The organism is Anaerosolibacter carboniphilus, from assembly GCF_014205875.1.
Taxonomy (GTDB): Bacteria; Bacillota; Clostridia; order Peptostreptococcales; family Thermotaleaceae; genus Anaerosolibacter; species Anaerosolibacter carboniphilus.
In genome coordinates this window covers 24,866-42,828 of record NZ_JACHEN010000008.1, presented here as the reverse complement: position 1 = coordinate 42,828, position 17,963 = coordinate 24,866, and the positions used below count along the sequence as shown (strand labels likewise).

At 36.4% G+C, this 17,963-nt stretch carries 17 protein-coding genes, 1 pseudogene and 1 riboswitch; of the genes and pseudogenes, 1 reads left to right on the top strand and 17 read right to left on the bottom strand.

Features of this window, described 5'->3' with window-relative positions; translation table 11 throughout:
• Nucleotides 1-17: 17 nt before the first annotated feature.
• The 12 genes from HNQ80_RS07825 to HNQ80_RS07770 form a co-directional block, all read right to left on the bottom strand.
• Nucleotides 18-725, bottom strand: a complete 708-nt coding sequence (locus HNQ80_RS07825) for a B3/B4 domain-containing protein (RefSeq protein ID WP_184309892.1) — start codon at nucleotides 723-725, stop codon at nucleotides 18-20.
• A gap of 100 nt (nucleotides 726-825) precedes the next feature.
• Complete coding sequence (locus HNQ80_RS07820; RefSeq protein ID WP_184309890.1) at nucleotides 826-1,146, bottom strand: DMT family transporter; 321 nt, start codon at nucleotides 1,144-1,146, stop codon at nucleotides 826-828.
• Between the two features lie 104 nt (nucleotides 1,147-1,250).
• Nucleotides 1,251-1,346: riboswitch (guanidine-I (ykkC/yxkD leader) on the bottom strand.
• A 351-nt stretch (nucleotides 1,347-1,697) separates the two neighbouring features.
• Complete coding sequence (locus HNQ80_RS07815; protein WP_184309888.1) at nucleotides 1,698-2,711, bottom strand: ABC transporter ATP-binding protein; 1,014 nt, start codon at nucleotides 2,709-2,711, stop codon at nucleotides 1,698-1,700.
• 93 nt (nucleotides 2,712-2,804) lie between these two features.
• Nucleotides 2,805-3,593 carry an ABC transporter permease gene (locus HNQ80_RS07810; protein ID WP_184309886.1) on the bottom strand — a complete coding sequence of 263 codons (789 nt, stop codon included), beginning with the start codon at nucleotides 3,591-3,593 and terminating at the stop codon, nucleotides 2,805-2,807.
• A complete protein-coding gene (locus HNQ80_RS07805; protein ID WP_184309884.1) occupies nucleotides 3,590-4,465 on the bottom strand; it encodes a hypothetical protein in 876 nt (291 codons plus the stop codon). Before HNQ80_RS07805 ends, HNQ80_RS07810 begins: the two co-directional genes overlap by 4 nt.
• A gap of 2 nt (nucleotides 4,466-4,467) precedes the next feature.
• The gene (locus HNQ80_RS07800) at nucleotides 4,468-5,700 is read right to left on the bottom strand and encodes an ABC transporter substrate-binding protein (protein WP_184309882.1); all 1,233 of its coding nucleotides are present in this window, start codon (nucleotides 5,698-5,700) and stop codon (nucleotides 4,468-4,470) included.
• Nucleotides 5,701-5,765: 65 nt separating this feature from the next.
• A complete protein-coding gene (locus HNQ80_RS07795; RefSeq protein WP_184309880.1) occupies nucleotides 5,766-6,359 on the bottom strand; it encodes a CDP-alcohol phosphatidyltransferase family protein in 594 nt (197 codons plus the stop codon).
• A gap of 30 nt (nucleotides 6,360-6,389) precedes the next feature.
• Nucleotides 6,390-7,064, bottom strand: coding sequence for a TVP38/TMEM64 family protein (locus HNQ80_RS07790; RefSeq protein ID WP_207726914.1), 675 nt, complete (start codon nucleotides 7,062-7,064; stop codon nucleotides 6,390-6,392).
• Complete coding sequence (locus tag HNQ80_RS07785) at nucleotides 7,045-8,217, bottom strand: (Fe-S)-binding protein (protein ID WP_184309878.1); 1,173 nt, start codon at nucleotides 8,215-8,217, stop codon at nucleotides 7,045-7,047. The genes HNQ80_RS07790 and HNQ80_RS07785 overlap by 20 nt, the downstream gene beginning before the upstream one ends.
• A 75-nt stretch (nucleotides 8,218-8,292) precedes the next feature.
• Nucleotides 8,293-8,997 (bottom strand): TVP38/TMEM64 family protein, encoded by a 705-nt coding sequence (locus tag HNQ80_RS07780; RefSeq protein ID WP_184309876.1) that lies wholly within the window; start codon nucleotides 8,995-8,997, stop codon nucleotides 8,293-8,295.
• Nucleotides 8,998-9,017: 20 nt separating this feature from the next.
• Entirely contained in the window at nucleotides 9,018-9,449 is a 432-nt protein-coding gene (locus tag HNQ80_RS07775; RefSeq protein WP_184309874.1) for a hypothetical protein, read from the bottom strand.
• A gap of 91 nt (nucleotides 9,450-9,540) precedes the next feature.
• Nucleotides 9,541-10,173: a YdjY domain-containing protein gene (locus HNQ80_RS07770; RefSeq protein ID WP_184309872.1), complete on the bottom strand. Its 633-nt coding sequence runs from the start codon at nucleotides 10,171-10,173 to the stop codon at nucleotides 9,541-9,543.
• 397 nt (nucleotides 10,174-10,570) lie between these two features.
• Between HNQ80_RS07770 and HNQ80_RS07765 the strand changes: the two genes are divergently transcribed.
• On the top strand, nucleotides 10,571-11,926 hold the full coding sequence (locus tag HNQ80_RS07765; protein ID WP_184309870.1) for a rhodanese-like domain-containing protein: 1,356 nt from the start codon (nucleotides 10,571-10,573) through the stop codon (nucleotides 11,924-11,926).
• Nucleotides 11,927-12,786: 860 nt separating this feature from the next.
• On the opposite strand, the gene HNQ80_RS07760 is transcribed toward HNQ80_RS07765, so the two are convergent.
• The 5 genes and pseudogenes from HNQ80_RS07760 to HNQ80_RS07740 form a co-directional block, all read right to left on the bottom strand.
• Nucleotides 12,787-13,488 (bottom strand): pirin family protein, encoded by a 702-nt coding sequence (locus HNQ80_RS07760; RefSeq protein ID WP_184309868.1) that lies wholly within the window; start codon nucleotides 13,486-13,488, stop codon nucleotides 12,787-12,789.
• Between the two features lie 13 nt (nucleotides 13,489-13,501).
• Nucleotides 13,502-13,930: a hypothetical protein gene (locus tag HNQ80_RS07755; protein ID WP_243183044.1), complete on the bottom strand. Its 429-nt coding sequence runs from the start codon at nucleotides 13,928-13,930 to the stop codon at nucleotides 13,502-13,504.
• Nucleotides 13,931-14,019: 89 nt separating this feature from the next.
• The gene (locus tag HNQ80_RS07750; protein WP_184309866.1) at nucleotides 14,020-14,469 is read right to left on the bottom strand and encodes a MarR family winged helix-turn-helix transcriptional regulator; all 450 of its coding nucleotides are present in this window, start codon (nucleotides 14,467-14,469) and stop codon (nucleotides 14,020-14,022) included.
• Nucleotides 14,470-14,813: 344 nt separating this feature from the next.
• Nucleotides 14,814-15,350, bottom strand: coding sequence for a TIGR03943 family putative permease subunit (locus HNQ80_RS07745; RefSeq protein WP_184309864.1), 537 nt, complete (start codon nucleotides 15,348-15,350; stop codon nucleotides 14,814-14,816).
• 234 nt (nucleotides 15,351-15,584) lie between these two features.
• A pseudogene (locus tag HNQ80_RS07740) lies at nucleotides 15,585-17,957 on the bottom strand (heavy metal translocating P-type ATPase).
• Nucleotides 17,958-17,963 lie beyond the last annotated feature (6 nt).

Here is a 17,963-nt window from a genome sequence, read left to right as displayed (position 1 = left end):
ACCTTATCCTCCTTAAATTACTTTATTGATACTTCTTTACTATTAATATCAAGAATTGATATCTTACATGTTCCACCTAGATTATCCTGTACTGTTTTTGCTAAATCCTTCAAAGCACTTTCAAATTCTATTCGTCTTTTTTCATCAGTTAATTCAATACATAGTAGAGCGTTATTTGTACTTTCAGTAAGCATTGTTCTTACTGCCTCACGCCAATTTAGGCATCTGCAAATTGCTCCATTATTATCTTTGTAGACTATTTCGCCTTCATATGGAGGTGCATTTTCATCTGTACCTAATGGAATAAACTCTTCATTTCCACCTGCCTTCGTCAATCTAATATCGCCAACGAATTTGTCTATATCCTCACCACCGCAAGGCAATGCATATCTTAACGAAATAGAATTATAAATATCCACCAAAGGGTTAATAGTTCCTATATGATTTCCATTATAAACTCGTTTTAGTAATGCTTCAATTGAAGACCTTGCACCTTTCTTTGTTTTAAATTTTTGAAATGCTTCTCTCCATGTTTTTATTACCTCATTATTGCTAAATTCCGAATCCTGTAAATAATTTAATGCTTCTTGTTCTGCCTTTAAGAGCATTTCATTATATTGTTCTTTATCTTTTATAGAGTTATCTATACCATGACAAATAACAACCCCTATTTTTGCATTAGGAAATATGCTCCAGAAATCATCCTCAATAATAAAGTTTTTCATTAAAATACCTCCTCAATATTGTAATAAGATAACTCTGATTTTTACCTGTTTTACTTCTTTATAGTGTAATAAATTATCTATTTTCAATTAGCGTCAATGATTATTCAATTGATACTAATTTCAAACCAACGATTCCACTAACTATGAATACTATACAAACTATACGCATGATATTAATGGGTTCCTTAAACAAAATAATACCTAACAATACTGTACCAATAGTGCCTATTCCTGTCCAAATTGCATATGCAGTACCTATTTGCAGACTTTTTAAAGACAATGATAAAAAATAGAAACTTGCAGCCATTCCTATAATGGTTAGTATGCTAGACAGTGTTTTTGTAAACCCCTGGGAATACTTTAAACCGATGGCCCAACCTACTTCAAAAATTCCCGCTACCACCAAATAAAACCACTCCATAATTACTCCTTCCAAAATCAGTATTTGCGTTCACCATAAGAATATTTCATGACAGTACTTTATAATAAGTAAAATAAAAAAGCCCAAAGAAATATTATAAAAATATCTCCCAGGCTTTTATCCTTCCGTGTACACAGTTACCTGTGTGTTTTCTCTCGGACCAGCCAGTTACAAACTGCGGAACCCTAGAAAACTGAACTATATAAACTTTTTCGTAATTTATAAGTTGCAACTTACATATCCATTCTAGCATAGCAGCCGGCTTAAATCAACTTAGTATTTTTTCTTCGTAAAATTCAACAAATGTGAAATAGCTAATATACGAATTATATCATTCTCAACATCTTTTTAAGCAAAGCCCAAAATATAATTAGATTAGTATAGAGGGCATAAATAATTCTATAGGTTTGGATTAGAAGAATATCGAATCTGGCAGAATGGATTCATTAAATTGAAATTACCTTCATGCACCTTTTCAAACAATCTATTTTACTCGATCGGCCAAACACCGACTCTAACCCCAATGATTATGTGTATTTTCGTGTTTTCCCTTAGCCATTCATCATAAAATGCAGATTTCCTTGAGGAAATAATAATCCAACATGTTGACCTATCTCAAAAATTTTATGTCCTATGGTCTCTACCAACAACTCTACGTTTTCTGTTCCTACAGTATAAATAACCTCTTTGCCCATGCTTTTACATGACTTGATGATAAATTCCTTGCCTTCCCCATCAATTCTGATCTGTTCTGGTCTTATGAATAATGTTTTTTCTCCGTCTTGCTCATTTATTGCTTTAAACTCTCCTAAATTACTATAAAAGGTTCCTCCCTCAACTTTTCCAGAGATAAAATTGCAAGATCCCATAAACTGAGCTACCGCCTTACTGCATGGTTTATTGTATATGTTTTGAGGGCTATTCATTTGCGCTATTTTTCCATCTATCAATATGGCAATTTCATGGGAAAGTGCTAAACTCTCATTTCGATCATGGGTTACAAATACAACAGTGAGGTTACACTTCTCCTGAATTTCTTTGATTAGTTCCCCCATTTCATACCTAAGGGTTGGGTCTAGGCTGGAAAAAGGCTCATCCATTAATAGAATCTCTGGCTCTGGAGCCAAAGCTCTAGCAATTGCAACCCGCTGTTGTTGTCCTCCGGAGATCATGGAGGGCATTCTTTTTTCCAATCCCTCAATTTGAAGTAGCTTTAGCAGCTGGCCTATTCTTTCTTTGGCTCTCCCACCGTGCCACTTCTTTATTTCCAACCCAAACCGAATATTTTCTTCCACCGTCATATGTGGAAATAATAAAGGAGATTGAAATACATATCCTATGTTTCGTTTTTCAACAGGACAGTCTGATATATCCATCCCATCAATCATTACCCTTCCTTCATCTTGTCTTACCAAACCAGATATGATTTTTAAAATCGTTGTTTTTCCTGCACCTGAAGCCCCTAAGATGGAAAGTAGTCTGCCTTCCTTTACTTGGATATTCACATCCTCTAATATCTTGTCTTCTCCATACTTTTTTGTTATATTTTGTAAGTCTATTTTCATATGATCACATTCCTGCCTCTTCGGTTTGAAAACTCTACTTTAGGAACAGTCGTGGCTGTTCCCTGTCTTCATATCGATCATTTCACGAATCTTCTATTCAAATAAGTAGTTTTCAATTTTTAATTTTCTCTTGGATAAATGTTCAGCAAGATAAAAAATACATACATTTATGCCGATAAATATTAAGCCCAAAACCGCTCCATGCCCTAAGTCCCCATTATGGATATATGGATACATCATGGTAACGAAGGTAATCACCTTTCCCCCACCTATAAGAAATGTTGAAAAATACTCAGTGAATGAAATTAAAAAGCTAATCGAAAAAGATAAATAAATACCTGGCATGATGAGGGGCAAAACAATTCTTATAAATAATGAAATAGGTGTACATCCTAGGGTCTTCCCCACATCCTCCATATCTTGATTAATCCCTTGAAAAAACGAGATAAATATATTGATTGCATAGGGAATGGAAATTAACATATGGGCCAATATAATTCCCGAACATCGATTCATCAAATGAAGCCTGATCATGACAGAATGAATCCCCAAAAACAGCGCCATAGCTGGGATAAAGAGGGGAAGGGTAAAAAATGCCTTGACCGCCTTTTTTCCTATGAACGCATGCCTTACCAATGCTCTAGCAGTCATGATTCCTACCACGGTAGAACAAATTCCATTGCATATTGCAAGCACTACACTGTTTGCTAAGCTAGAGACTAACAAAGGATTTTCAAATACTACCGACTTCCAAAATTCGCTTGTAAAATTTTGAGGAAAAATTAGAGGAAATCGATAATAAGAGAACATGGACAAAAGCAGCACTATGAACATAGGAAAAATAATGATAAGACTTATGATCACTAGAAATGTTTTTCTCATCCTGCTCTCCCCTTTAACACGAACCTTAATAAAAAAGAATATACCCCCACCAGGCTGACTCCAATGACAAACAACATAACACTGAGTGCCATTGTCTGTGGTATCACCGTAAGATCTGGATGAATAAACAAACTGTACAACTTGGCTGATATGGGCACTGGCGAGATGCTGCTCAATAAATAATTCACTTCAAAGGAACCTAAAGCATAGGCAAAGATAATACTGGAAGTCCATATGATGCTGTTGGAGGATAGGGGTAGATATATCTTCCTTAGTATGGTCAAACTCCCCGAACCCAATGATCTTGCCACATCCCCATAGGTATTGCCAATCCTAGCCATCACATTCATCACAAAAAGCGCAATAAAGGGTGTTCCTTTAAACACAAACACCCATATGATTCCAATGGCTTTCCTGTCAAAAATGAGTTCTGGAAAGCTAGCAGATTCTCTTATGACGCCAGTATTATACAATAATCTAGCAAAGAATCCCGTCTGATTCAATAGGATCATAGCTAAAAAAATGCCATAAAGATAAGGTAAAATTAATCCAAATTGTAAAGCCTTTTTTACAATTCTCTGAATCGACTTGCTTTGGCACATAACAAAAGCATAGGCAATCATTACCCCCAATACCGTTGCAATCACAGCAGCAGCTGAAGCGATATAGATTGAATACAGAAAGCTTTTTATAAAATATTTTTGTGAAATAATTAAACGATAATACTTCATCGTAAACCCTTCTAACCCAATAACGGGAATGTGCCCCAGGCTTTCTTGGACAATTCCGATGAGTCCTCCTCCTATGAAAATTCCATACAAGAGGACAATTGGCAGTATGAGCAAGTAGGGTATGCTCTTTTTTGGGGCCATTCCTAGCCTCCTATCTCTTCCGTCCATATCTCTTTAATCCAATCAATATATTGGGCCTGCATTTCAGGTAACCTTCCCTTTGTCAGCATTTCCATGCTGGGTGAAGCTGGCTCAGATTCTAACATTTCCAATTGGCTTTTTATCGCTGCATCTAATTTATTGGTATCAAACGCAGGCATGTCCCCCCAAACCTCTGGCTTCATCTTTTCCAACTGAGCCTCCGGACTCTGTAGAAAATCGATCGCCAAAAGAGCCGCCGCTTTATTTGGGCTGTTAAATGGAACCGCTAAATAATGGGAATTCCCCACTGTACCTGTATCAAAGACATAGGTCTTCACAGATTCAGGATATACCCCTGCCTTCACTTGGCCTGCCGTCTTCCCTATTTCAAAGCCCATGGTCATGTATACTTCCCCATTTTTGAACAATTCATCCTGCTGGGCTTGAGACACTGGAAAAGCTTTCCCTTCTCTCCACAAATATGGATTCAGTTCCTTAAAATATGCCACTACAGGTTTTGAGAGTTCATTGAATTCTTCTCGGGTCATTTCTTGCTGGAAAATATCCTTTTCTCCAGTTAGTTCGTAATAAGCTGTTCGGATAAATGCTGCTCCAACAAAGTCATCGGGAAGCTTAGGATACGTAAATTTGCCTGGATTTGCTTTTGCCCAAGCCATCAATTCCTTAAATGATTTTGGTGGTTCTTTTACATATGCAGAATCATAAGTAAGTACCAGTTGGGCTCTTCCCCAAATCGCTTCATGGCCTTCTATAGCAATTCCCGTATCATAATGGAGGTCCGATGCCTCTAAATCATAATATTGTTTAAGGTTTGGCAATAAATCTGTAAAAGGTCCCCACAAAAGCCCCCCCTGCTTTGCAGTTCTAAAGTTCTCTGCATTGATCCATACCAAGTCCGCCGTTCCTGGATCTACATTTCCTTTTTTCTCATTAAGTAATTTGCTCATAAACTCTGGTGCATTCATAGGCACTCTCTTCAAGGTAATACCATATTTTTCTTTGAGATTTGTACTAACAAATCCATCCATATACTTGTTCACGCTTTCATTCCCGCCCCACATCAGGATGGTTACCTCTTTGTTCTTTCCTTGGGCTAGTACATCTTCCCATGTATTTAACTTCGCTTCTTCAAGTTTATTCATCGTGCCTGCGCTGCAGCCGGTTAACATAAAGATGATCATCAGTACAACGCCTAGCTTTTTCAATCTCTTCATTTGTTTATCACTCCTTATCGGTCTATTATCATCATCAACAGTTTTTGTTTCTAAAAAAATACGCCTTAGCCTAACGACTTGCTATAGGCAAGCACCCTCTTAAATCGAATTACGCCCGTAATGAAAATGACAACATTAAAAGTCATTAGTATCGGAAATATCTGAGAAGGAAACAGCGCCAGTAAGGTAAAAACTAAAAAAGTTTCTGTTCGCTCTACAATCCCTACATCATAATGCATGCTCTTTGCTCCATTGTTTTCAAATAGCGCTCCTGCAACAATAAAGGTGGTAAAATTAAAAATCACCGCAATATAAAAAAGCAAATAGGCGAAATAGGCCTGGGGGAATCTATAGGCAAGGCCTAGTATATAGGCGGCTTCCACCATTCGATCGAGTATTAAGTCCATATAGGCACCGTCTCTGGATGCACTCCTTGTGAGTCTGGCTACTGTGCCGTCTAATACATCCAGTAATCCTGAGAGCCAAAGCAGAAGAATGCTCAAAATCATCCATTCCATGGCCAAGGATGCACTGGCTAGTATACCTGCTCCAAAAGCAGCCCAAGTAATCACATTGGGTCTTAAATGGATTTTCACTAATTTTGCTGCCATGACATCAAAGGCCGGTTGAAATTTACCCCGCAGTCTTGTATCGATCATTTTGAATCTCCTTATAAAATAAATATTTTCCTATTTCATTTCTTCCACTCTTCTTAAAGAAATTTTATTCTTTAGCCCTACAGATGCAAGCAACAAAATAACCAACAGGCTTATAGATATGTAAAATCCAGTTGAACCCACATCTGTAGCCTTATCTCCCACATTTGTAAACACAATGATACCTGGTATTGTACCAAAGATCGTTGCCAAGAGGAAATCTCTATACCTAATGTTTGATAAGCCTGCACTGTAGCTTATGATATCGTATGGAAATAAGGGGATAAGCCTGAGCAATAAAATAATGAAAAATCCTTTTTCCTCAATACTGCTGCTTAACTCTCCCAAATCTTTTTTGAGGATGTTCTTGATAAAGTTCTTTCCAATGAGCCTGGAAATATAAAAAGAAAGGGTTCCTCCACACAGGGCTCCTATCATCGTATAAATTGATCCCCAGAATAGTCCAAAGCACATGCCTCCAGCGATGGCAAGAACCGAGTCTGGAAATAGAGTCAATGGCACAATGGTAAACATGATGATATAGATGATTGGTGCTAAGGCACCAAAAGAATGCACATATTCTTTTATTTGTTGTGGTGTAAAATCTTTAAAAAGATTGAATCGGTTTAATAGAAAAATCACAACTGTCACTATAAATAAGAAAGCTCCATATTTCAACATTGATTTTTTACCTTTTTTGATTTCCACTGACTCTCCCCCCTAACTTCAATTTCTTCACCTTTCGTTTCGCCACATACCGATTAGACCACTTTTTCAAGGTGCTTAGCTGACCTTGATGATATATCTTCTTCAAGTATATTTCATCATCGAAAAGAAAATCGAGTATATGAATCGCCTTCTTGCCTCCATGCTTCATAGACTCAACACATTCTTCACAATAGGTCACAATATAATCTTCTTCCGTTTGATTTGCTCTCTTTTTCATTTGATGAATAGCTAAATCCTTATTGGTAATGCCTAGCATCCCACCAGATCCACAGCACAATGTATTCTCCCTTGAAAACTCCATTTCCCTTATTTTCAAGCCCAACTCCAGGGTAATCTTTCGAATCGAATCATGAATATTCGTCTCCTTCCTTGTTGGGCACGGATCATGAATGGCAAAGGTAATAGGAATACTTTTTCCTCTATTCATTTTATCTTCAGGAATCCCAAGTTCTGCAATCACTTCCCACAATGAAGTTACCTTTTGTTTTGGACTATATTGCGTCATGGTCTTGTAGCAATTTTGGCAGGCTACAATGATCTCATCCACCCCCTGGACATCAAAGCTGCTTTGGACTGTCGCGTAAAACCTGTGAAAGCTTTTCATATCTCCCATGGAATAGGTAGGCTTTCCACAACAATTCATCATGATTCCAGTTTCTGGCCGCTTTTCCCTCAGATAATCATAGGTTTTCATCACCAAATCTGGATTGTATGCTGTTAAGCTACATCCAGGAAAAAAAACGCTCCTCTTTTTTCCTGCTTCTAGCCCTGTTACTTCTGTTGTAAACAACTTTGAAAAGCTGCTTTTCTGATGAAATTGAACAGGTCGATAATTGATAGTTTCAGGAACCCTTCCAGTATCCCTTACAATATTCATCCTCAATTTAAAGAAAACCTTATTTAAGTCCACCTGCTTAGGGCATACCTGGGTACAATAACCGCATAGAGCACAGGAATAGGGAATGATAACCTCCACTTGCTGTCCTTCGTCCATTCGGGACAGAAGTTCCTTCGGTGTTTTGCAATATTGCCCAAGCATGGGACAATTTTTCATACACAGCTTGCATCCTATGCATTTTTCCTTTTCTTCTTTCAACAGCTTGCTTACCTCACTGTCAAACTTTATCTGCATCCATATCATTCCTTTGAAAGATTCACATGATATAAAAAGATTGCTCCATTTTGGCAATAATCCTCAGCTTTTTGCCTATATTTTGGGTGTTTCTTGTTTTTTGTTTCGATCTTTCCAGATTTTCTTGAATAATACAATCATTACACTGAGGGAAAATAATATTAAAAGACCAAATACAAACTTCTTCACACCACCTACCAGCATTCCTCCTACATAGGAATATACGATGGTAGCAGGCAGCTGACCTATTCCTGTGGCCCAGAAAAACGCCCAAAAACTCATGGATGTCAACCCTGCTGCATAGCTGACGATATCAAAAGAAATAAATGGAAGCAATCTAGCAATCAGTATTGCATACTTTCCATACTTCTCAAAAAACTCATCAATATTCTCTAGAGCAAATTTACTGGTAAGCTTCTCTACTGTTGTTCTTCCATAAAACCTAGCTATATAAAAACATAATACAGCCCCAGCCATAGCACTTGACCAAGATAGAATAGCACCTTTTACCCATCCAAATAGCCCCGCATTGGCAAAGGTGATTAAGAAAGCTGGCAATGGTGCTGCGATAGATTGAAACACCATTAAAAGAAAAGAAATGATAGGTGCCCATATACCAAAAGCCAATATGTAAGCTTTTACAGCCTCCACATCTACTTTACTAAATAAGATGATTACTTCGTTTATACTATCTTTTACAGGCTTAACAAATAAATAGATAAGTACGATAGCGATTACAGCACCTATTTTCATCCATGTCGATCTTCTGATATCTTTCATTATCGTGTGTCCCCCTTATACTACTTGAAAAGAATTCTACTATCTCTAGTTGATTTTCTTTGGATATTTTCACTAAAAACCATTGCGCCTGCACCAAGTACAAGAAATGAAAGTATTAGGCTATTTATAGCAGCAAAGCTTACCCCCCTGATATGTAATCCTTCCCGAATAATTGCTGCAGGCAGTACGTATATTCTTTCTAGCCCTAACAATAACAGCATACATCCAAAGGACAGCACTAGATTTACAAATACAAATTTCATATTCAACAAATCGTTCATAGTGCCTTTCTTGTTATCTAAAAGCACCCCTGCCAACATAAAAACGACCATCATAACAAACCCAAGCAGTCCAATATTTACCCTCATTTCTAACCATTCACTCTGAAAGCAAATGACGGAAAACAAAACACTCCACAAAAAGCTAATATAAAGCATTTTAAAATACTTCATCGGAACGCCTCCATTTTTGAAGTAAATATCAATATTCAATACATAGAATAAAAGGTATGGGACATACATCCAATACCTTTGTCTTTTTGTATTATTGTGCAAGTCTAAAAATTACAGTAACCTTTGTTCCGTCCTCTGGAAGAACTTCTTTGTTTCCGTAAAATTTCACTGTGTTGGATTCCCCAGTGGCATAACTGCTATTGCTTGTGATTCCAACTGCACAACTATCTAAGCATAAGATGCAGCCAGTATTTTTTTGCTCTGCTCTTTCAAGATTTCCACCAAATCTTACATCCATAGGTCTTGGATCACTTGAAGTAATGATATCTGCGAAAGGAATTTCTTTTCCAAGTCCTTCCCATGTAACGGTCACATCAAGCTTATCTCCTTCCACCTTAATCCCCTTAGCCATATCTTCAAGGGTTACATTGTTACCTGGCTGTGCACCAATATCAAGAAGTGCTTGATGGAATTCTTTTTCACTCACTAAGCCCCTTAAAACTGACTTTTCCCCATTTGATCCATCTTTATAAACCACACCATGTCTAGTTGGCTCAGTAAAGTATTTTCCATTTACCTCTGTTTGGATGCTAACTTCCTTTTTCTCTGTATCTACTGTCATCAAGCTACCTTCATCTGTAGCAACATCTGAAGGATTACTCGTACACCCTGCAAAAACAAGCAAAGATAATGCTACTATTAAAGCTAATCTTAAAATTTTCATATCAATATGCCCCCCTTTTTGTAAATTTTGTAAATATACTTCACAGTTATTGATTATACTTGGCAGCGTTTTCACTGTCTAATAGAATGTTTTTATGATTTCTTTGATAACCATTAATATACTCAATATGTTTAAATATTTGGCATATTCATGGCTATATTTCATGATTCTGGTAGTTGGCTCTTCAATAAACAAACGATATTAGTCTCAATATAATTTAAAGTTATTTCCATTGAATGTCAAAGTGACAATAAATATTAAATCCTGCTGTACCTGCCAGGAAAACTAGCCATTCACAGTTTTTATTAGACCTCGTTATTAATAAAATATTTCTATTATACTTTTTAGTTGTCTAAAGCTATAATTACAAGTTGTACTATCAAAAGGAGGGTATCCCATGAAAAATAAGAAAAATTATCTTGCACTATTTTTAGTTGTACTTTTCAGTATATTTATATTTACTGCATGCTCAAAAAACACAAAAACGGAAAATGTAAATGCTACAGAGGGACAGGAAGTTGGAGAAGCAAGTGCGATTAGTACTGAAGAATTAAAACAAAACATAGGAAAAGAAGACTGGGTAGTAGTTGATACAAGAATAAATGATGCGTTTAACGGATGGCAGCTGGATGGTGTTAAAAGAGGCGGCCATATTAAAGGTGCTACAGATTTTGCAGCTGCTTGGTTAAAAGTGTCTGATCCAGACAAGGAAGAAAAGTTAGAAAAAATCCTATCTGATAAAGGTATCATAGCTGAAAAAAATATTGTACTCTATGATGCAAATGGAAATGATGCGAAAGAACTTGCAGACTATCTAGCTTCAAAAGGATATAAAAACCTATATGCATACAACGTGAAAGAGTGGGCATCCGATGATAACTTGCCTATGGAGAGTTACCCAAACTACAGCATGCTCGTACCAGCAACCTGGATCAATGATCTGATAAAAAGTAATAACAATGGATTACCTTACAAAGTATTTGAAGTAAGCTGGGGTGAAGTGTCTGAAGAGTATAACAAAGGGCATATCCCAAGTGCAGTTCACATTAATACCGATGAGGTAGAAGAAGGACCCATCTGGAATCGTAAATCAGCAGACCAATTAGAACAATTTGCATTGAATAACGGAATTACTACTGATACGACTACTGTCCTCTACGGCAGTGATACTATGGCAGCAAGTAGGGTTGCCGTTATTTTAAAATACATGGGTGTAAAAGATGTTAGAATTTTAAATGGTGGATATTCGGCTTGGGTAAATGCAGGGTATAATGTAGAAACAACAGTAAACAAAAAAACACCTGTTGATGCATTTGGCACAACCGTTCCAGCAAATCCAAATTACATTGTAGATTTACCTACTGCAAAAGAAATCCTTGCTGACAAAGAGAAGAGTATCCTTGTTGATATTAGAAGTTGGGATGAATATATTGGAAAAACATCCGGGTATGATTATATAACAGGTAAAGGTCGCCCCTCTGGTAGTAAATGGGGACATGATATAATGGACTACAAAAATATTGACACAACCATGCGTAATGCTGATGAGATTATAGACATGTGGAAAGAATGGAATATAACTACTGATCAAAGATTGTCTTTCTTCTGTGGTACGGGTTGGAGAGCTGCGGAAGTACTATTATACGCAGATGTTATGGGACTACAAAATATTTCATTATATGATGGTGGTTGGAATGAATGGAGTTCTGACGCACAGAATCCAATTGAAACTGGTGAACCAAACAATAAATAACAAATTCTTAATTTGGAAAAGACAATACAGATGTATTGTCTTTTCCAAATTAAACTCTAGGAGATTAAAAATGAAGCAGAAAAGAAAATATAGTATCTTGATACATCTATTTACATTCATACAGATTATTTTAGTAGGGGCAGTATCAACCATAGAGAATCTATCACATAAGAAGATGGGAGTTATGAGACACCTTGTCTACAGAAACCATGTATTTCAAACTACTTGGTTCACTTCTGAACTTATGTATTTATATAGAATAATTCTAATTGCTTGTTTTGTTATCCATTTGGGAAGTCTAATAAAAAATCTTAAGTATGCAGGAAAAACGTTTCTAACAAGTCACCTAATTACCCTTGGTGTAAACCTATCCCTGGTACTATTATTCTTTAATTCGGGTTTAAGTGCGTATTATTATTGGATAATAACCGCACTTATCTGTTTGGTAATACAATATTTTAAAATGATAATGCATATAGTTGCTTTTAAAAAGTTAGATAAATACTAACAATTTGTATTCAAAACAATACATGACAAAGAAAAATCCTTATACTTGTACTTCGTCAACCAAGGGGTTCTCCCTTACATATTATATCCAGATGGTTGCCACATAGTAGTAAAATTCGCTGGTCACTAACGCAACTGCTCATGGCGCCAACCAAAATTGAAAGTCAAACTTTCAATTTTCGGTCGCTTAAAAAGACCCCCAAACTGAATGTGGGGGTCCTGCTTTGCTAGAGACAAATTAGTATGCTTTTGCATCATAAATATATTTTACATATTCTCGTGCACTATCGTCTATTTCTTCATCAGATATTGTATTCGCCTCGTGAAGCCTATTCTCTTCTCATTTTCTTAGATCATTTGGACTTCTTCATTTCTAAAAGTATAAAATGAGAAATATCGTCTGCTTTTATAACTATATCTTCCTCAACAATTTCCATAGCATCTCTCTCTTCCATAGTCAGTCCATTAATGGTTGAATTCCCTTCTATCTGTACTAAGTATGCTTGTCTACCTCCTTTTACAGGGAAAGTGATTTCTTTTCCGTTTTCTAGTTCTAAGGAGTAAACATTTACATCCTGATGTACTTTAATCGGAGCACCTCCATCTTTACTTGAAACCATATGAAGCCATTTATTACTTCTATCCTCCCACTCAAATCGATAATCTCCGTAGCTTGGATCATGGTTCTTCATATCTGGTTTAATCCAAATCTGTAGAAATCTTAAGGTTTCTTTTCCAAAGTTATGCTCACTATGATATACACCTTTTCCTGCGCTCATATATTGTACTTGCCCTCTGGTGAGGATATTTTTATTTCCCATACTATCTCCATGGGTCAACTCTCCTGTAACTACATAGGAGACGATCTCCATATCTCTATGGGGATGGGTATCAAATCCTGTGTTGGGTTCTACAAGATCATCGTTTAGCACTCTTAATATGCCAAACTCTACATTCTCTGGATTATAGTATTCGGCGAAAGAGAAGTGAAATGTGCTTTTTAACCAACCTAGATCACTCTTTCCCATATTTTCGTGTTTTAATACCCTTATCATGTCGATTCCTCCTTTAGAAATTCTGATATTCATTACTTACAAGCTGGGCAAATTTGGGACTTTCCTTTGATAGATTCAATAGATATCCTAATACATTGCCTGGATACTTTACCGTATCTTTTATTTGAGTACTTTCTAAAGATTGTCTCGCTAAAGAAATGATACATGCTTCATTATGATTTTCATTGCAATCTTTGCACAACTTACATATTGTAGCAACACTGTGGGCAGCATTTATCTCGTCATAATAGCGTATATCCTTCTTCGGAATCAGATACTCTCCACCTTCTAAGATCGGTTGAGCATTGTCCTTGGCGTACTGAACCACATATTTTGCAAAACCAATATTGCATTTTCTTCCTTTACAATCCTGCGTGCCATAGTTTGTACAGTCTTGGCAAAAACTATCCAAACTATCTATAAAATGTTCCATGTAATTCATCCTTCATTCCTCCAACTCATTCATGTTTTATATTGATACTATATAGTATATTACTAATTAGTAATATACTATATAAAAATTAGGTGCAGCTATATCTCTACACCACTAACTTTCTTTAATAATTTTATAAGACTTTGTTTTTCTTCAGAAGATAGCACATCAAAAATCTCACTAATATTTTCAACATGCTTAGGAAATATCTCTTCCACAAGTTTTTTTCCTTTTTCAGTTATACTGATGAGACTGGCTCTTCGGTCATTAGGGTCAGAATATCTTCCTACAAGCCCCTCTTTCTCCAAATTATCGATGACTACCGTCATATTGCCACCTGTAGAAAGGGTTCTCTCAATGATGTCACATATCCGTAAATCCCCTTTATGATATAGGATTTCGAGGACACCAAACTGGGCTACTGTCAAACCTCCTTCTCGAATAGTTTTTATCTCTCTTTTGTGTACAGATTGGAAACTCCTTGATAAGGCAATTAGGGTTTTTAGATTAAGATCGTTTTGTTCTCCGTAGGTTTTTTTAGTTTTCATATTTTAAATATAGTACTAATTAGTACTAATGTCAAGGCACTATCTTACAAAATTTTTTCTTCACCTTAAATTCTATCCAATTATAATAATGAAGAAGATCCCGATGTATTTATGTCCAATTGCCAAGAAATTAAGGAATTAACAAAATATTTTTATGGATCTTTACTAGAACGTTTTGATTGTAGAGTAAAGCTAAACGGATATCCTGACAAAAGATTACCTAGTACTTTAAGAAAGGCTAGAAGAAATTATTGTATAGTTACTTTCATGATAATAGCAAGAGCCTATCTAGACGGGTTTATTTATAAACTTTGCCTAGTTAGGCTCTAAATTCTTAAATATTATTAATATATATAATAGTCCGTTCTGTTCTCAATCTTTTCAATGCTCTCAGGCTCAAGATATACTTCTTCATACACAAAGTTGGTCTTAGGGTCTACATAGTTTGTAACCACTAGCGTACCTTTAACAGTTACCCATTGATCATTTTCATAATCAGCTGCGTTTTCTGAACGGCACACCAATCCCAATACATAGGCATCTGCAGCACATCCACTTGATTCCTTTCTTGCTACTTTAAATTCATTCTCTTTAAAATCGGGACTTCTAAAGACAAATCCTGTAATGATAACTTTCTTTCCATTATATCTACCTGGATCTGCATAGATCTGGGCGTTTACATATCCGAAGCTCTTATCATCAAAGGTTATGACCCCATTTGGGACAATGTCGGTTGCTTGATTTTTAGTCACCGCTTCACTACTATTGATTATTCCTGTCTTTGTGGCTCCGTCCCAATCAACTTTTGCCCCTAAAGCCTCAGCAACAAATGTACTAGAAAACATCAAGGTTAAAATAATAATAGTAAATATTCTCTTCACATCCATCCCCCCCTCGATTTTATTACAACTGTCACAGTTCAATATATTGATAGGTATTTCTATATTTTCTTAAAAATTCCTTCAATCTAAAAATATAGGCAAGTTTATATAAATGACTATTTTCAAAACACACAATTCCTAGTTTTAGTCTATTGAAATTTAATATTCCAAAACTATTCCTAAAGCAAAGGAGCCTAAAGGCTCCTTATTAGTTTGTCTCTCTTTATAAGATTTCTATGACCTTTCTACTTTCATGACTCTCATTGCATTTAATACTGCAATTATGGCTACGCCTACGTCTGCAAAAACTGCTTCCCATATGGTTGCTATCCCGCCTGCACCAAGAAGAAGCACTATCCCTTTTAATCCTAAGGCAAATATAATATTCTGCCATACGATCCTTTTGGTTTTTCTGGCAATTTTGATGGCATCCACAAGCTTTGATGGCTCATCTGTCATAATCACAACATCAGCAGCTTCGATGGCAGCATCAGAACCCAATCCTCCCATAGCAACGCCAATATCTGCTCTTGCTAATACAGGAGCATCATTGATTCCATCTCCAACAAATATTAACTTCCCTTTTGTTGTTTTTTGTTTTTCTAGCATCTCGACTTTTTCGACCTTCTGATCAGGCAGCAACTCTGCGTAGAAATCATCTAGTCCAAGTTGTGAAGCAACCTTAACTGCAACAGAACTGTTATCCCCCGTGAGCATTACTGTTTTTCTAACTCCTATAGCTTTTAACTGCTTGATTGCCTCAGCTGAATCTTCCTTAATCACATCAGATATCAAGATGTATCCAGCATATTTTTTATCAATGGCCATGTAAATTACGGTACCCATGGCATCTATGGGTTGATACTGAATGTGCTCTTTCTCCATTAATCTGCCATTACCTGCAAGAATTTCTTTATTTTCTAATCTTATCTTAATACCATGACCAGAGATTTCGTCATACTGTTCAATCTTATCTTTTTCAACATCTGCACCATATGCTTTAAGAATGGAGGTTGCTATCGGGTGATTGGAGTAACTTTCAGCATAGGCCGCATATTGTAATAACTCATCATCTGATATGCCATCTACACCTTTTGCTTCCGTAACTTTAAAGACTCCTTTGGTTAGTGTACCTGTTTTATCAAATACTACTGTATCTATACTATTTAAGGCTTCTAAGTAGTTACCACCCTTGATGAGTATTCCATTTCGAGATGCCCCGCCTATTCCTCCAAAAAAGCTTAGGGGAATTGAGATCACAAGGGCACATGGGCAGGATACTACTAAGAATACTAAGGCTCTATAGATCCATGTGGAGAAAGTTGCTCCTTCTATTAGCAATGGCGGAATAAGTGCCAGGGCAAGGGCGGCAACTACAATGATTGGTGTATAATATCGAGCAAATTTTGTGATGAAATTTTCAGTAGCTGCTTTTTTGCTGCCGGCATTTTGCACTAAATCTAGTATCTTAGCTACAGTGGATTCCCCAAACTCTTTCGTTACTTGTATTGTGAGTACACCATTCCTATTAATAAAGCCTGCTAAAATATCGTCACCACTTTCTGCTTCTCTCGGAACAGACTCACCCGTTAAGGCTGAAGTATCCAACATTGACTTTCCATCCAGTACCTTACCATCTAACGGTACTCTTTCTCCAGGTTTAACTACAATAATATCTCCCACACTAACGTCGTCAGGGGATACTTTCTTTGTGTCATTGCCAACCTTTAGATTTGCATAGTCTGGTTTAATATCCATAAGGGCTTTTATGGACTTTCTGGAACGATTCACAGCTAGATCTTGTAAGAATTCTCCTGTTTGATAAAATAACATAACCGCAACCCCTTCAGAGAATTCCTGAATAGCAAACGCACCAAGGGTTGCAATAGTCATAAGGAAATTTTCATCAAATACTTGCCCATTGGCTATATTCCTTATAGACTTTAATAATACTTCACTCCCTATAAATAGATAAGAGACTAGGTACAACCCAAATTCAATCCAAAATGGGAATTTAAATATCATCGCAATTCCAAACAAAGCAGCTCCGCATAATAGACGAATCATTTCTTTTTTATGGTTTTCTTCTTCATGTTCATGGGGTCTCTGATCAGTCCCAGTTCTCTCTTTCTTTTCGCTTTCATCAACTACAGTAACATCAGGTTCGATCTTCTTTACAATCTTTTCTGACTCTATTAAAATTTTATCCATATCTCGTTTGCTGGCTTCGATCGTTAGCTTTTTATTTACAAAATCCACTGATGCTGCTTTTACACCTGGAAGATTCTTAACTTCTCTTTCTATTTTCGTTGCACAGTTGGCACAACACAATCCCATAAGGAGCAGGGTCTTTTTAGACGCTTTATCAATAATCTTCTCCTTTACAATAACATGGGGTTCAAATTTATTTACGATATCTCGCGCATCTGCAACAATAGACTCCATTTTACTCTCATCATCTATTTCAATAGCTAGGGTTTTCGTCATAAAATTTAAAGATGCCTCTCTAACGCCTTCTAATTTATTGATTCCTACTTCTATCCTAGAAGTACAGCCCGCTCAGTCTAAACCTTCTAGAATTAATTCTTTTTTAATTACTGTGCTCATTCTATT

Excerpts from the sequence above, each read along its gene's own strand:
- HNQ80_RS07755 (WP_243183044.1), bottom strand. The coding sequence starts at position 13,930 with ATGAATTACATGGAACATTTTATAGATAGTTTGGATAGTTTTTGCCAA.
- HNQ80_RS07760 (WP_184309868.1), bottom strand. The coding sequence starts at position 13,488 with ATGATAAGGGTATTAAAACACGAAAATATGGGAAAGAGTGATCTAGGT.
- HNQ80_RS07810 (WP_184309886.1), bottom strand. The coding sequence starts at position 3,593 with ATGAGAAAAACATTTCTAGTGATCATAAGTCTTATCATTATTTTTCCT.
- HNQ80_RS07820 (WP_184309890.1), bottom strand. The coding sequence starts at position 1,146 with ATGGAGTGGTTTTATTTGGTGGTAGCGGGAATTTTTGAAGTAGGTTGG.
- HNQ80_RS07770 (WP_184309872.1), bottom strand. The coding sequence starts at position 10,173 with ATGAAAATTTTAAGATTAGCTTTAATAGTAGCATTATCTTTGCTTGTT.
- HNQ80_RS07795 (WP_184309880.1), bottom strand. The coding sequence starts at position 6,359 with ATGATCGATACAAGACTGCGGGGTAAATTTCAACCGGCCTTTGATGTC.
- HNQ80_RS07805 (WP_184309884.1), bottom strand. The coding sequence starts at position 4,465 with ATGGCCCCAAAAAAGAGCATACCCTACTTGCTCATACTGCCAATTGTC.
- HNQ80_RS07750 (WP_184309866.1), bottom strand. The coding sequence starts at position 14,469 with ATGAAAACTAAAAAAACCTACGGAGAACAAAACGATCTTAATCTAAAA.
- HNQ80_RS07800 (WP_184309882.1), bottom strand. The coding sequence starts at position 5,700 with ATGAAGAGATTGAAAAAGCTAGGCGTTGTACTGATGATCATCTTTATG.
- HNQ80_RS07765 (WP_184309870.1), top strand. The coding sequence starts at position 10,571 with ATGAAAAATAAGAAAAATTATCTTGCACTATTTTTAGTTGTACTTTTC.
- HNQ80_RS07825 (WP_184309892.1), bottom strand. The coding sequence starts at position 725 with ATGAAAAACTTTATTATTGAGGATGATTTCTGGAGCATATTTCCTAAT.
- HNQ80_RS07780 (WP_184309876.1), bottom strand. The coding sequence starts at position 8,997 with ATGAAAGATATCAGAAGATCGACATGGATGAAAATAGGTGCTGTAATC.
- HNQ80_RS07785 (WP_184309878.1), bottom strand. The coding sequence starts at position 8,217 with ATGCAGATAAAGTTTGACAGTGAGGTAAGCAAGCTGTTGAAAGAAGAA.
- HNQ80_RS07815 (WP_184309888.1), bottom strand. The coding sequence starts at position 2,711 with ATGAAAATAGACTTACAAAATATAACAAAAAAGTATGGAGAAGACAAG.
- HNQ80_RS07775 (WP_184309874.1), bottom strand. The coding sequence starts at position 9,449 with ATGAAGTATTTTAAAATGCTTTATATTAGCTTTTTGTGGAGTGTTTTG.